Origin of the sequence: Phormidium tenue FACHB-1052, assembly GCF_014696675.1 — a bacterium.
Lineage (GTDB): Bacteria > Cyanobacteriota > Cyanobacteriia > Phormidesmidales > Phormidesmidaceae > Nodosilinea > Nodosilinea tenuis_A.
This window is the reverse complement of the sequence record NZ_JACJQN010000023.1, coordinates 19,620-34,689: the sequence shown is the minus strand read 5'-3', so window position 1 is coordinate 34,689 and position 15,070 is coordinate 19,620. Positions and strand designations below refer to the sequence as shown.

Annotated in this window: 11 protein-coding genes and 1 pseudogene; 10 read left to right on the top strand and 2 right to left on the bottom strand. The window is 54.2% G+C overall.

Features of this window, described 5'->3' with window-relative positions:
• Positions 1-385 precede the first annotated feature (385 nt).
• The gene (locus H6G07_RS23580; protein WP_139297181.1) at positions 386-529 is read right to left on the bottom strand and encodes a transposase; all 144 of its coding nucleotides are present in this window, start codon (positions 527-529) and stop codon (positions 386-388) included.
• 473 nt (positions 530-1,002) lie between these two features.
• Between H6G07_RS23580 and H6G07_RS23575 the strand changes: the two genes are divergently transcribed.
• From H6G07_RS23575 to H6G07_RS23545, 7 genes are all read left to right on the top strand, one after another.
• On the top strand, positions 1,003-3,000 hold the full coding sequence (locus H6G07_RS23575) for a glycoside hydrolase family 2 protein (RefSeq protein WP_084173597.1): 1,998 nt from the start codon (positions 1,003-1,005) through the stop codon (positions 2,998-3,000).
• Positions 2,930-4,012, top strand: coding sequence for a galactose-1-phosphate uridylyltransferase (galT, locus tag H6G07_RS23570; protein ID WP_338420726.1), 1,083 nt, complete (start codon positions 2,930-2,932; stop codon positions 4,010-4,012). The genes H6G07_RS23575 and galT overlap by 71 nt, the downstream gene beginning before the upstream one ends.
• A 70-nt stretch (positions 4,013-4,082) precedes the next feature.
• The gene (locus tag H6G07_RS23565) at positions 4,083-5,186 is read left to right on the top strand and encodes a M24 family metallopeptidase (protein WP_073610778.1); all 1,104 of its coding nucleotides are present in this window, start codon (positions 4,083-4,085) and stop codon (positions 5,184-5,186) included.
• Between the two features lie 2 nt (positions 5,187-5,188).
• Positions 5,189-6,247: a galactokinase gene (galK, locus tag H6G07_RS23560; protein WP_073610779.1), complete on the top strand. Its 1,059-nt coding sequence runs from the start codon at positions 5,189-5,191 to the stop codon at positions 6,245-6,247.
• A gap of 168 nt (positions 6,248-6,415) precedes the next feature.
• Entirely contained in the window at positions 6,416-7,222 is an 807-nt protein-coding gene (locus H6G07_RS23555) for a phytanoyl-CoA dioxygenase family protein (RefSeq protein ID WP_073610780.1), read from the top strand.
• 90 nt (positions 7,223-7,312) lie between these two features.
• Positions 7,313-8,317: a glycoside hydrolase family 43 protein gene (locus H6G07_RS23550; protein WP_073610781.1), complete on the top strand. Its 1,005-nt coding sequence runs from the start codon at positions 7,313-7,315 to the stop codon at positions 8,315-8,317.
• 9 nt (positions 8,318-8,326) lie between these two features.
• On the top strand, positions 8,327-8,665 hold the full coding sequence (locus H6G07_RS23545) for a signal peptidase I (protein ID WP_073610782.1): 339 nt from the start codon (positions 8,327-8,329) through the stop codon (positions 8,663-8,665).
• Between the two features lie 176 nt (positions 8,666-8,841).
• On the opposite strand, the pseudogene H6G07_RS26555 reads toward H6G07_RS23545, so the two are convergent.
• A pseudogene (locus H6G07_RS26555) lies at positions 8,842-9,318 on the bottom strand (NAD-dependent epimerase/dehydratase family protein); the annotation flags it as partial.
• Between the two features lie 1,006 nt (positions 9,319-10,324).
• Between H6G07_RS26555 and H6G07_RS23535 the strand changes: the two are divergent.
• From H6G07_RS23535 to H6G07_RS23525, 3 genes are read left to right on the top strand one after another with little or no spacing between them, the layout of a single operon-like run.
• On the top strand, positions 10,325-11,494 hold the full coding sequence (locus H6G07_RS23535) for a glycosyltransferase family 1 protein (RefSeq protein WP_242026963.1): 1,170 nt from the start codon (positions 10,325-10,327) through the stop codon (positions 11,492-11,494).
• A 23-nt stretch (positions 11,495-11,517) separates the two neighbouring features.
• Positions 11,518-12,783 (top strand): UDP-galactopyranose mutase, encoded by a 1,266-nt coding sequence (gene glf / locus H6G07_RS23530; protein WP_084173601.1) that lies wholly within the window; start codon positions 11,518-11,520, stop codon positions 12,781-12,783.
• A 17-nt stretch (positions 12,784-12,800) separates the two neighbouring features.
• Complete coding sequence (locus H6G07_RS23525; protein WP_139297182.1) at positions 12,801-15,056, top strand: SDR family oxidoreductase; 2,256 nt, start codon at positions 12,801-12,803, stop codon at positions 15,054-15,056.
• The last annotated feature ends 14 nt before the right edge of the window (positions 15,057-15,070 follow it).

The window sequence follows — 15,070 nt, the reverse complement described above, 5'->3', positions numbered from 1 at the left end:
GTTTCGAAGGACATAATCAGGTCTCCTAATTTTGAGGCACAGCTTTGGCAGCCTAACTCTTGTCAAATTTGTAATTCATCCTGGGCTTAAACATTCAGGAATTGAAGAGCAAAAATGCTGCCGATTGACTATGTTTCTAAGTATGGAACCCTGATATTTGTTTGCCATGACCCACGCGGGTACTTCTTACCGATGTCCTCCAAGATTCATCGGTGGGCAAATTAGGCAATTGTGTAGATACCTCGGCTGAGGCGTTAAACCATTGCCACCTTGCTGCGCCACATAGCTGTGGTCATCTGGGTTAAGACGCGGCACACTTAAGCACGACTTCGATCGCCGCACGTCAGCTCTTGGGATAGGGAAGGTGTTTGCGAATCCGGCTCAACTAACCCCAGCATGTTTCAATGCGGTTTAGGGCGGGGGAATAGGGTGGAAGGTAAACGACCTGAGAGCTTGCGGCCTCAATTAACTGAACAATCTGACGTTGCTGAATTGAGGAATAAATTTGCAAAAGCAACGGTTGCTGCATCGGCCCCCCAACCCCCCAATTTTGGGGGACTTTGAAGTCGTCTGGTTCCCCCCAGAATTGGGGGGCTAGGGGGGGCAATCATACGGCTGATCAGCAACGCCAAAAAACTGACCACGAATGCCTTCAATACTTGGCGATCATAGTTACGCGCCCTTGCTGTTGCAGCGATTTAGAGCGGCAACGGCAAGGGCGCAAAACAGCGAGGCTTATTGAGAATTCTCTCCTGCTGTTGAGAAAAAGTGTTGTTAGAATTCTGGATCATAAAGCGTGGTTAGAGGATGCCAGTCGTTCCCCTCACTCAGCTTGGTTAGTCAATTTAGATTTGTGCGCAGACGGCAAGGCTGTTGGATCTAGCGTCACAAGCCTCGGCTTTTAATATCTGCTCTGCTGACCTGCTCTCCTGCCTGTCAGAATGGGGTTATATAGGGAACGATAAGAGGGCAACCTCAACAGAACCAGTTTGGTTAGACCCCATGAAGTTCTTTGGTAAATGTCTGGAAGAAGAGTATCCCTGCGACTTGACACCTGCCCTTCAGGCGCAGGCAAGCTCAGGATATCCCCGTCCTCAGCTAAAGCGTTCTCAGTGGACTTCCCTGGATGGCACCTGGAAGTTTACCTACGATGACGAAGGGGCCTATGCACGACCCGGTGATGTTACATCGTGGGGTCACGATATCAAAGTTCCATTCGCTCCTGAATCTATCCGCAGTGGGATTCATGACACGGGGTTTCATCCAAATTGCTGGTACGAGCGAGAGTTTGAGGTATCGGTGGAAGGCGATGGTCAAAAACCGGCCATAGGCCAACGCGTCCTGCTTCACTTTGGGGCCGTCGATTATCGGGCGCGGGTATGGGTAAATGGCCAGTTCATGATTGACCACGAGGGCGGGCACACCCCTTTCTCCATGGACATTACTTCTGTATTGCGCCCCGATGGTATGCAGACGGTAACCCTATGGGCCGAAGATGACCCCTACGACCTGGCAAAACCCCGGGGTAAGCAGGACTGGCAGCGGGAGCCCCACAGCATCTGGTATCCTCGCACCAGCGGCATCTGGCAGACGGTGTGGCTGGAAAACGTTCCCGCTACCTATATCGATCGCATTAAATGGACACCCCATTTTGAGCGCTGGGAAATCGGCTTTGAAGGATTTGTCTCCGGTGACCTGCAAAAGGAAATGCACTTGAAGGTGCGGTTGACGGCGGGCAATCAACTGCTAGTCAACGACATGTATGAGGTGCTGAATGGTGAAATTCACCGCCGCATTGCCCTGTCTGACCCCGGAATTGATGACTATCGCAATACATTGCTGTGGAGTCCTGAGAAACCGACGCTGATTGATGCCCAGATTCAACTCTGGTGTCAGGGGCAGTTGGTGGATGAGGTGACTTCCTATACCGCCATGCGGACGGTTGATATTCAGCGCGATCGCTTCATGCTCAACGGGCATCCCTACTACCTGCGATTGGTGCTCGATCAGGGCTACTGGGAAGACACGCTGATGACCCCCCCTTCCGACGAAGCCCTGCGCCGGGATGTGGAACTGGTCAAGCAAATGGGCTTCAACGGTGTGCGTAAGCACCAGAAAATTGAAGATCCTCGCTTCCTTTACTGGGCCGACGTACTGGGGCTGATGGTCTGGGAAGAAATGCCCAGTGCCTACCGCTTTAGCCCCAAGGCGGTAGAACGGCTCACGAAAGAGTGGACGGAGGTGATCGAGCGGGATGCCAGTCATCCTTGTGTGGTTGTTTGGGTGCCCTTCAACGAGTCGTGGGGAGTCCCTGACCTGACCGCAACCTCGGCCCATCGCCATTATGTTCAGGCGTTATATCACCTGACCAAAACCCTCGATCCTACCAGACCCGTGATTGGTAATGATGGCTGGGAAAGTACGGCGACGGATATTCTGGCCATTCATGATTACGACACCAACTCCCACAGTTTGGCGAAGCGCTATGGGCCTGAGGTCAAGCTGAGTGACCTATTCGATCGCCAGCGTCCCGGTGGACGGGTGCTGACCCTGGATGGTTATCCCCATCAAGGTCAACCCATTATGCTGACGGAGTTTGGCGGCATTGCCTGTACCAAACCCGAAGAACAGAGCAACACCTGGGGGTATGCGCGCTCAGACAATGCGCTGGAGTTTCATCGGCAATATGCGGCGCTGCTGCAAACGGTGAATCAGGTGGAAATATTTAGCGGTTTCTGCTACACCCAACTGACGGATACCTTCCAGGAGGCCAATGGGCTATTGACTATCGATCGCACGCCGAAATTTCCCATTGAAGCGATCGCATTTGCCACTTTAGGTAGGGGGATAGGAGAGGATGCCCCGTCTATGCTGCAAGAGTCTACAAAAGTAGCCCAGGCTCAGATAGAACATGCACTCTCAGACGCTCTTGAAGCCAGATGGGCGCAACCTCACCCTGTACAGCCGGTCACCCATTGCGGCGGGAATAACTGCGCCTAGTCCGAGCAGTGAACCCGTTCAGGCCAATCCCCACCTCCGCTGGCATCCCCTGCGGGGGGAGTGGGTGGCCTATGCCAGCCATCGCCAGGGGCGGACATTCATGCCGCCCCCAGAATATAATCCGCTGGCTCCCACCAAAGATCCGCAGTTTCCTACCGAGCTGCCCCAGGGCAACTACGACATTGCGGTGTTTGAGAATCGCTTTCCGTCGCTGACGCCGACCGCGGCGGACGCTCCGCATGAAATTGTCGATACGGTGCCCGCCAACGGTGTCTGTGAGGTGGTGGTGTTTACCCAAGATCCGCAGGCGGCGCTGAGTTCGCTACCGCTGGATCATATTGAGCTGCTGTTTGAGGTGTGGGGCGATCGCACCCGGGCCATTAGCCAGCACTCCCAAATTCAATACGTGCTGCCCTTTGAGAACAAAGGGGTTGAGGTGGGGGTGACGCTACACCATCCCCACGGACAAATTTATGCCTATCCCTTTGTGCCTCCGGTTCCGGCTCGGATGGGGACGTGCCAGCAGGAGTATTACCAGCAGCATCAGCGGGGCTTGCTGGAGGATTTGATTCAGGCGGAAATTGAGGACGATCAGCGGATTTTGTATCGGGATGATTGGGCGATCGCCTTTGTTCCCGTGTGCGCGCGCTATGCCTACGAGGTGTGGATTGCCCCAATTCATCCCGTTGCCACATTTCTAGATCTAACCGCCGAGCAACGGGCGAGCTTAGCCAGAGCGCTCAAGACGGTGACCCTGAAGTATGACGGATTGTGGCAGCGTCCATTTCCCTACTTGATGGCCTGGTTTCAAGCGCCTGTGAATGGGGAGGCGCACCCAGAATGGCACCTTCACGCCCAGTTTTATCCGCCCTATCGCACGGCAGATCGGCTCAAGTATTTAGCCGGAACAGAACTGGCGGCGGGTATGTTTGCCAATGACTCGCTGCCGGAAGAAAAAGCCAAGGAATTACAGGCCGTCAACGTTGAATTGGAAGAAGTTACGCATGTATGAGAGGACGTTTGACAAGTAATTTGCTGTAGCTTTAATTCCTTATCAACCCCTAAACCAGGCAATTTGTGCCATGAATCGGTTAGAAGAAATTTCTGAAAAATTGGCCGTTCTGCGGCACACGCTCCAAGAAACAAACGCCGCAGGAATTTGCCTGCGGGGAACTGACTGGTTTGCCTGGGCGACGGCTGGGGGGGCCAATACTGTGCTGCTGGCGGCTGAGACGGGGGTGGCTGAGGTGCTGGTGACCCCGACCGATGCCTGGGTTCTGACCGATGAAATCGAAGCCCAGCGGCTAAAGGATGAGGAACTGCCAAAAGGTTCTCCCTACAAACTTCAGGTCAGCCCGTGGGCACAAGGTTCTGAGCGACAAGCCTTTGTCGAGGAAGCGACCCAGGCCGGCCAGGTGTTGAGCGACAAGCCATCGGGGGGGGCTACTGAAGCGGCCCTGCCTGCATCTCTTACTCAGCATCGATGGGTCATGTTGCCCAGCGAATTAGATCGCTATCGTCAGGTGGGACGGCTGGCCAGCGAAGCGATGACCGAGGTTTTGACTCAGGCCCAGCCGACCTGGACGGAGTATCAACTGGCGGGGGCAGGCGCAGAAGCCATGTGGTCTAGAGGGCTACATCCGGTGTTGACGTTAGCCGCAGGCGATCGCCGCCTCCCCCTCTACCGCCATCCCCTGCCCAGCGGTGAAACCCTGGGACGACAGGCGATGCTGGTATTTTGTGCGCGCGGTCATGGGCTGATTGTCAGCCTGACCCGCTTTGTTTTCTTTGAAAAATTGTCGGAGTCGGATCAACAACGCCATCGCACCATTGCTGAGATTGAAGCCGTTGCCCTAAATCATTCCCAGGTAGATGCACCGCTGAATGACATTTATCACGCTCTAGCAACAGCCTATGAACAGCACGGTTTTCCCGACGCGATTCGAGAACACCACCAGGGGGGAACGGCTGGCTATGGGGCGCGGGAGGTGATCGCTACCGCAGAGACGAGCGATCGCCTCGCGGCCCCCACGATTCTGGCTTGGAACCCCAGCATTCCGAGGGCAAAGGTTGAAGATACCTTTATTTTGCATCCGGATAACTGTTTGGAGAATCTGAGTTTTGATCCTCAGTTTCCCCACCAGGATGTTGCCGGACGGCTCCGACCAATTCCCCTGGAGCGTTAACCATGGACTACAGGCAAATTTTCAATACCGCCCCCGACGTTGAAGCCCGTGCCCCCGGACGGGTGAATCTGCTGGGTGAACACACCGACTACAACGATGGGTTTGTGCTGCCCACCGCCATTCCCCAACACACCACCGTGGCTATTGGCTTGAGCCCCGATGATCGCCACCATTTCTACTCTGCCGAATTGGAGGAGCGGGTTGACCTCGACCCTGCTGGGGCCAATCCCCAGGGCTTTGCCAGCTACGTTGACGGCTGCATTCGGGTCTTGGAAACGGCTGGCCACAAAATTCCAACCCTGAATATTTTCGTCACATCGTCCGTCCCGATCGGTTCTGGGCTGTCCAGCAGTGCAGCGCTGGAGGTGGCCACCCTGAGAGGGCTGCGATCGCTCCTCGACCTGCCGCTAGACGATGTGCAAATTGCCCAGTTTGGCCAGCAGGCCGAAATCCAGTATGCCGGGGTGAGCTGCGGCATACTAGACCAGATGGCCTCCAGCCTGGCCGATACGGAACACATGCTGTTCCTCGATACCCGCACCCTCGATCGCCAAATTTTGCCCTTTCCTGAAGGCGCAGAGATGGTCGTGATCGACAGTGGTGTGGCGCGATCGCTGGCCACCAGCGGCTACAACCAGCGCCGAGCCGAGTGCGAAGCCGCTGCTCAACATCTGGGTGTTAAAGCCCTGCGAGACGTTACTGATCCTCAGCAAGCCGAGGCATTACTTGACCCACTGCGTCAGCGGGCTCGGCACGTGATCACTGAAAACAACCGAGTGTTAAAAGCCCTGGAAGGCATCACTCCCGAAGCCTTTGGGAAACTGATGAACGACTCCCATGCCAGCCTGCGAGATGACTACGAAGTTTCTGTCCCTGCCCTCGATGCTCTGGTGGATATTCTTCAAACCACTCCCGACGTTTTTGGTGCCCGCCTCACTGGAGCCGGATTTGGCGGGGCCTGCGTTGCCCTGGTGGCTGAGGGTAAAGGGGACGCGATCGCCAAATCCACCCTCGAACAATACAACTACACCGGCAACCAGGGACGTATTCTTGTTAGCTAGAGCATGGGTGTAGCAGGAGAAATTGAGATTCTTGAAGAATCTGTAGGATCACATCCATAGCGCCTCTGCCAGTGGGGAAATAAAGATCAGCGAGGGTTAAATTTTGCGTTGTTTGTCAATCTTCAGCAGCAAGATTAATCCCTATTCTCCCTTCAAGCGAATTAAAAGATGATTCAGAGCAGCTCTACAACAACATTTAATTCAACAGATTTAGATCAGTTTGCGGAAGACTTAAATCGAGATGGAATTTGCATCATTCGTGGACTATTTGATCGCGCCCTGATTGACGCATGGAAAGCCGCCTTTGATGCCTTATTCCAGAAGCGGCAGCAACAACCCGGTGGTGTTGCCCCCAGAGGCACCGCCCGTGGCTATGTGACCTTGCCCTGGGTCGCGCCCTTTGCCGACACTAACGTTTTCGCTAACTCAACCATTCTGGGCATCCTCGATCGCGTCTTTTACCAAGAATACAAGCTGGTACAATTGGCCGCCGATATTCCCATGCAGGGGTCTGAATATCAGGAGATTCACCGCGACTTTCGCCCCCTATTTTCTGACCAGATTGTGACACCGCTCTATGCTTTGGCGGTCAACTTTCCCTTGGTTGAAGTCACCGCTGACAACGGCCCCTTTGAGATGGCGCGGGGCACCCATGGGATGTCTCGCGAAGCAGGGTTGGTCAAACTTCGCGCGGGCGAAATTGCGATGGAGCAATTTCATATGCAGCCGGGGGATGTGATGGTGCGATCGCCCTTGGCTCTTCACCGGGGCACCCCCAACCACACTCCTGAACCCCGCCCCATGGTGGTGATGGGGTATGTCATGCACTGGCTTCACACCCACAAGGTAGATTTAACTCTGGAGCAAGACTATTACAATGGGCTATCGCCAGAGCGGCAGCAGTTGCTCCGGTGCAACACTGTAGAACGGTTATCCGACAACGCTACGGAAACCTACGTGAAGTTCGAATATTAGTCGCGAGGGATGCGAGGTTAGCGACCGACGGAGGTGGTTACTTGCTGCTTGCTACTTCCTGCGACCGCTAAACCTAGCCCCGGTTCAACAATGGCTCCGCGAACCTATACCAATCCGGTTTACCCAGAGTATTTTGCCGATCCATTTGTGTGGCAGTACCAGGGAATTTATTATGCGATCGGTACGGGGCCAGCGGAAGCGGCGGTTGACGTGGATGAGCTGCACAATCGGCGAGTTTTTCCACTCCTGACCTCTGAGGATTTGATCCAGTGGCAGCCTGCCAGAAATGCCCTACTGCGGCCTGATCCTGCCTTAGGGGATAGTTTTTGGGCACCGGAAGTGGCTTACCACGACGGCATCTTCTATCTTTACTACTCCGTAGGGCATGAGGATAAAAACCATCAGCTGCGGGTCGCCACCAGTATTGACCCCCTCGGGCCTTTTCAGGACGTTGGTGAGTCGTTAGTCGATCCCAATTCCTGTTCGTTTGCCATTGATCCCAGCCCCTTTCGGGATGATGATGGGCAGTGGTATCTCTTCTATGCTCAGGATTTTTTAGATGCGCAATCGGGGGTGCGGGCGGGCACGGCCCTGGTGGTCGATCGCCTCTCAACCATGACCACCCTGGCTGGAGAACCCAGAGTTGTTCTGCGGGCGCGGCACGACTGGCAGCGGTTTTTGGCCGATCGCCCCATGTATGGCGGCATTTACGATTGGCACACCTTAGAAGGTCCTTGTGTGCGTAAACAGGGCAATCGCTACTACTGCTTTTACAGCGGTGGACGGTGGGAAACAGACAGCTACGGGGTTGACTATGGCGTGGCCGATCACGTTCTAGGCCCCTATTCGGATACTGGAAATGACCAGGGGCCACGGGTGTTGCGATCGCATCCCGGCTACGTTTTAGGCCCCGGCCATAACTCGATCGCCTTGCATCCTGACAACTCAACCGAATACCTGGTTTACCATGCTTGGGATCCAGCGATGACGGCACGGCGGATGTGCATCGATCGGCTGCTCTGGACCGCAGCAGGCCCCCGCTGCCATGGCCCAACCTGGACACCCCAAGACATTGCAGGAATTGACTTTAGCTAGGGTATTGGCATGCTAACAAACGTAACTATAGGTAACGCCTATAGCGATGGGGAAGAACGGCGGGGATGGTTTGTCGGCTCGTTTATCACCCCATCTATCAGTCCCCGCTCAAGTTCGGCGGTCGAAGTGAAATGGGGAGTTCACAAAGAGGGCGATCGCCGCGACCAATGGACAGACCCGGCTGAAACCACAACTCTCTCCGTTCTGATTAGCGGTCGCTTTTGCCTACAGTTTCCTGATGGCGAAATGGTGCTAGCGACCCAGGGAGATTATGCCCTCTGGCTACCCGGCATTGCCCACTGCTGGCATGCAGAAGCAGACTCTGTCGTGCTGACCGTTCGATGGTAAATGGACAGGCCAGAAGCCCATCCCACAATCAGGTGGTCATTTGAGGTTTGAGAATTCTAGGGAAGCTCTTGTGGGATAGCCGTCCCGGCTGTCTGCTACCTAGTAACGGCGGCAATCAGGGGCGATCGCTCCCGTGTTGTTGCTGATGCCATTGCCATGCATGGGTGAGAATGGCGCGGAAGGAGGTGGGTCTCCGGCGCATGGTCTTCGCCCAATCGTCCATGTGGATCAGCGCCTGCCGCATTGAAGTAGCGAAAGAGAACCGACTTTAGCCCATAGGCGACATCAAAATCTGCCAGCATCCGCTCCACCATGAAGCCGCCACCATGGCCTCCAAAAGCGTTAATGTTCCGGCCACATTGTTGCGGTAATATTTGCCAGGATTGGTGACCGATTCCCCGACGGCAATGTAGGCAGCAAAGTGCATGACAGCGGCAATGGGATAGGTGGAAAAAAGGTGATCAAGGAGGGGCGATCGCTAATGTCGCCCACTACCACCTTGACCTGCAACGCCTGCTCCACAAGCTCCTGGTGCCCATTCGACAAGTTTCCAGCACCAACAGGTCATACCCTGCCTGCTGCAAAGCCAGAGCTGCATGGGAACCAATATATCCGGCCCCTCCAGTTACTAAAATTAATGGTTTCTCAGGTATGGTGTTCTCCGTATTTGAATGGCATTTTCAACCGTCTTTGAAGCTTTCGCATCCAAAGAATTCTGCTTGGCGTAATGGAAACTAACTCAACTTCAAAGAGCAGAAGTTAATGCACAGATCTTTTGCGTTCATTTTTTAGTTATTAAGGCCGTAAAAGAAACTGATCAAGTCTTTAGAAAATGAATCTGCTATTAATGGGTAATAATCTCTGTAAAGATTGTCAATGAATCCCTAGACTTAACCTAACAAATTAATAAAAAGTAGCGGCTGATTCCTCTAACTCTAGAAGTAATTGCTTACGCAGTAACCAATTGGACTGGGGGCTAGGGCACGAAAAAGGCATCAAAGGCAAGCGATCGCATCTAGGAAACCAAGATTGGCCATTATCGAGAGCGAAAAACCATCGGTCATTTTTGGGGAGACGATGCTCTAGCAACTGCTGAAACCGTTGATATTCAACGCATTGCTGTAGATCAGATGTGTGACTCAATTTCCTGCAGATAGCAACTCTCGTCAACCTAGTTGAGCAATTAACGCTAGCAATAACAGCTTGAATAGCGCAGATACATTACTTTTGGTTCTTCAAAATTCTACCGAAAGGGATGTTGCTAATGGAAACAAACCTCCTATTCTGAGGGTGACAGCCATCACCTGAAGATCCTTAGCGATGCTTGAGGTGATGGCTAAGAGCGAAGATTTTTCAAAATCGAAAATAAATGATCGTCGTTTTCAATGGATAACTGCGCAAAACATAGAGTTTTACCTGAATTCTGCCTGCATTAGCTCCAAAGACGAACCGAGATTTTAGAAAAACTAGCTTATTTAACCTGCGAATTGGAAGGTGAAGATGTCAACCCACTATATTTCAGAGCGCTATCTTAATAGAAGGTTGTCAGATAAGAATTCGATAGAAGATCATCCTTATTTGGCGCAAAGCGCCGCATCTCTTATTTTACGGTGGCCTGAAGGTACGGAGTTAGCATCCCCAGCACTGGGAGCGCCAGATTTGATTTGTTTCTCCCATCTGCGATGGGATTTTGTCTATCAGCGGCCTCAGCATTTGCTCAGCCGTTGTGCTCAGGCCCGCCGTGTTTTTGTCGTGGAGGAGCCGATCGCCGTTCCTGACGAGACTTCCTGGCTCGACATTAGCAAGCGTGATTGTGGGGTGTGGATTGTTGTTCCCCATATTTCCGAAAGCCTGAGCGATGAGGGATTTACCCTCTCCCTACAACAGTTGTTGAATACCCTGTTTGCCGAGGCTCAAATTCAACAGCCGATCCTCTGGTATTACACGCCGATGGCAGTGCCGTTTACCCATCATCTGCCTGCGTCCGCCGTGGTGTATGACTGCATGGATGAGCTTTCCGCCTTTAAAGGAGCCCACCCTCAACTGCAAGCTTGGGAAGCCCGTTTGTTTGAGCTGGCCGACCTCGTATTTACGGGTGGACACAGCCTCTACGAAGCCAAGCAGCACCAGCATTCAAGTGTCCATGCCTTTCCCAGCAGCATCGACGCGGCTCACTTTGCCCAAGCTCGGCAGCCCCTACCCGAGCCACACGATCAGGCCAATATTCCCCATCCCCGTTTGGGATTTTATGGGGTGATTGATGAACGGCTAGATCTGGAGTTGTTGGATGGAATTGCCCAGGCTCGGCCCGACTGGCACTTAGTTATGGTTGGCCCGATCGCCAAAATTGACTCGGAATCCTTGCCTCAACGTCCCAATATTCATTATCTAGGGAGCAAATCCTATCAAGAATTGCCTCACTATTTAGCCGGTTGGGATGTGGCTCTGCTGCTGTTTGCCCGCAACGAATCGACTCGTTTCATCAGCCCGACCAAAACACCAGAATACCTGGCGGGTGGAAAACCGGTGGTGTCTACCTCGATCAAAGATGTGGTGCGGCCCTACGGCGACGAAAACCTGGTTCACATTGCCGATACGGTGCCGGAGTTTGTGGCGGCGATCGCCGCTGCTCTCGCCCAAGGCCAAACCCATTCAGACTGGCTCGACCGAGTTGATGCCCGGCTGGCTCAAACCTCCTGGGATTTGACCTGGCAGGCTATGAATGACCGGATTGAGGCGGCGATCGCCACCAACGCCCGCGAGACTCCCCCGTCTAAGACCAAATATCCAACGGCGATCGCAGCCAACGTTGACCAGCTCGCGATCTAATTTTCACCGCAAGGAGTGCCCCCATGTTTGACTATTTAATTGTTGGTGCTGGCTTTGCTGGCAGTGTTTTGGCAGAGCGCTTAGCCACTCAAGAAAATAAAAAAATTCTGATTGTAGATACTCGCAATCATATCGGTGGCAATGCCTACGACCACTACAACGAAGACGGGATTTTGGTGCATAAATATGGCCCCCACATCTTTCATACCAACTCCCGTGATGTATTTGAATATTTGTCTAGCTTTACCCAGTGGCGACGCTACGAACACCGAGTTTTAGCCAGTGTGGATGGCCAATTAGTCCCCATTCCCATCAACTTAGACACCATTAATAAGCTGTACGGACTGAAGCTGACCGCCTTTGAGGTGGAGGAATTTCTAGCCTCCCTAGCCGAGACTAAAGAGTACATTCGCACCTCTGAAGATGTGGTGGTGAGCAAAGTGGGGCGAGAGCTTTACGAAAAGTTCTTTCGCAACTACACCCGTAAGCAGTGGGGCGTCGACCCTTCCGAGCTAGATAAATCCGTTACCGCTCGCGTTCCCACTCGCACCAACCGGGACGATCGCTACTTCACCGATACTTACCAGGCCATGCCGCTCCACGGCTACACCCGCATGTTTGAGCAGATGTTGGCGCATCCCAATATCAAAATCATGCTCAACACCGATTACCGGGAAATTCAGGATGTCATTCCCTACCAGGAAATGATTTATACCGGCCCGGTGGATGGTTTCTTTGATTATTGCTACGGCAAGCTGCCCTATCGCTCCCTCGACTTCAAGCATGAAACGCTGAATCAGGACGTGCATCAGCCCCAGGCCGTGATTAACTATCCCAATGAACACCTCTACACCCGGGTCACCGAGTTCAAATACTTGACTGGGCAGGAACACCCCAAAACCAGCATTGTCTACGAATATCCCCAGGCCGAGGGCGATCCCTACTATCCCGTACCGCGCCCCGAAAATGCCGAACTTTACAAGCAATACAAAGCTTTAGCCGATGCCGAACCGGGGGTTCACTTTGTGGGGCGGCTCGCCACCTACAAGTACTACAACATGGATCAGGTGGTGGCTCAAGCCTTAGCACTCCATGCCCAACTGGCCGATCGCCCAACTTGGCACCCCAAGCAAGCCAGCCAACCCGCGAAGCAACCCATCACGCCTACGTCTAATGGGTCTAACGGCAATGGCAATCGTGCCTTTAAGGCTGCTTCTAGCAACGGCTTTAACCATTCCGCTGCTCCTGTCGCGGCAGGCAAAGCCGACCAAAATGGTAAAGCCCGTTAAGCAATAGTGAGTGTGTGATGAGTGTCAATCAGATTTCACCCAAGCTAGAGCTGTGGGGTGGTGTTGAATGCACCGTGAACCGGGTGGGCGATCGCTACTTTGATCAGCTTCAGCGCAGTGGTCACGATGCCCGCATCGAAGACCTCGACTGCTTTGCCACCCTGGGCATTCAGGCCATCCGCTATCCTATCCTCTGGGAACGCACCGCCCCCCATGGCCCAGAGCAGGCCGACTGGAGTTGGGCAGACCAGCGGTTGACCTACCTGGACGATATCGGCATCCGTCCCATTGTGGGTCTGGTGCATCACGGCAGTGGCCCGCCCCACACCAGTTTGTTAGACCCGGAGTTTGCCAACGGCCTGGCTCAGTTTGCCGAGGCCGTTGCTACTCGCTATCCCTGGCTGGAATATTACACCCCAGTTAATGAACCCCTGACCACCGCTCGCTTCAGCGGGTTGTATGGCCACTGGCACCCCCACGCCCAGGACGATCGCAGCTTTATTCAAGCCTTGTTAAATCAGTGCCGTGGGGTTGCCCTGTCTATGCAGGCCATTCGTCGCATCAATCCGGCGGCGAAACTGGTGCAGACCGAAGACCTGGGCAAGGTCTTTGGTACGCCACTGTTAAGCTATCAAGTTGATTTTGAAAATGCGCGGCGCTGGCTATCCTTTGATCTGCTCTGTGGCCGAATTGATCAGAACCATGAGTTATGGCATTACCTGCGCTGGAGTGGGGCCGATGAGGCTGACCTGTCGTGGTTTCTCGATCATCCCTGCCCACCGGATATTTTTGGCATCAACCGCTATTTGACCAGCGATCGCTTCCTGGATGAACGGCTCGATCGCTACCCGTCTCACACCTATGGCGGCAACGGGCAGCATCAATACGCCGATGTAGAAGCCGTGCGGGTCTGCGAGGCAGGCATTTGTCCCCCCGATGTCTTGCTGAAGGAAGTTTGGGATCGCTACCACCAGCCCATCGCCATCACCGAGGTTCACCTGGGCTGCACCCGAGAAGAACAACTGCGCTGGCTTAAGGAAATTTGGGATGCCGCCCAACGCCTGCACCAGGATGGGGTAGACCTGCGCGCTGTCACCGCCTGGTCGCTCCTGGGTGCCTACGACTGGAATAGCCTTGTCACCCGCGACGAGTGCTTTTATGAACCGGGCGTTTTTGACGTGCGCCCACCGTGCAACAGCGTTCTGCCATCGCCCCAGCCCCGGCCCACGGCGATCGCCACCATGCTCCGCCACCTCTCCCAAGGCGAGTCCTACGATCACCCCCTTTTAGCCGTCCCCGGCTGGTGGCAACGGAGCGAGCGGCTGTTTTATCCGCCTGTTTCCTGTTTCAGTACTGCTTCCCACACGTCAGAAGAGTCTGCTAATTTCCTATCTACCCACCCCTCACCCCCTCACCCCCTTACCCCATCTCCCCTCCTCATCACCGGAGCGACTGGCACCCTCGGTAAAGCCTTTGCCCGCATCTGTGATGTGCGAGGCATTCCCTACCGCCTGCTGAGCCGCCAGGAGATGGATATTACTAATCCAGTCATGGTTGAGCAGGTGCTGGCGGAAATGCAGCCGTGGGCCGTGATCAATGCGGCGGGATATGTGCGCGTCGATGATGCAGAGCGGGAGTCTCACCTGTGCCGCAGCATTAATGCGGATGGGGCCGCTATTCTGGCGGAAAGTTGTGCCCAGCGAAAGATTGGGCTGATTACCTTTTCCTCGGATCTGGTGTTTGATGGCGATCGCCAACAGCCCTACCTGGAAAGCGATCCCGTCGCGCCGCTGAATGTCTACGGCCACAGCAAGGTTCAGGGAGAACGGCAGGTGCTGCATCACTATCCCGAGTCTTTAGTGATTCGCACCAGTGCTTTCTTTGGCCCCTGGGATGATCACAACTTCCTGACGGTTGCCCTGCGCACCCTGAAGGCAGGTCAGCCCTTTTTAGCGGCAGAAGATGCGATCGTGTCCCCCACCTATGTTCCCGATTTGGTAAATGCCAGCCTTGACTTACTGATCGATGGCGAGCGCGGTATCTGGCACCTAGCCAATCCAGGGGCGATCGCCTGGGCCGACCTTGCCCGTCAGACAGCGCAGCTAGCTGGGTTAGATGCTTCCGCCATTCAATCTTGCTCCACCCATAGCTTTGGCTATGCGGCATCTCGCCCCGCTTATAGTGTGCTCAGCAGCGAACGTGGGGTATTGCTGCCCGATCTAGATCGGGCGATCGCTCAATATTTGCATGAGTGCGATCGAGTCTATGGGTAGAGACATCGTTCCTA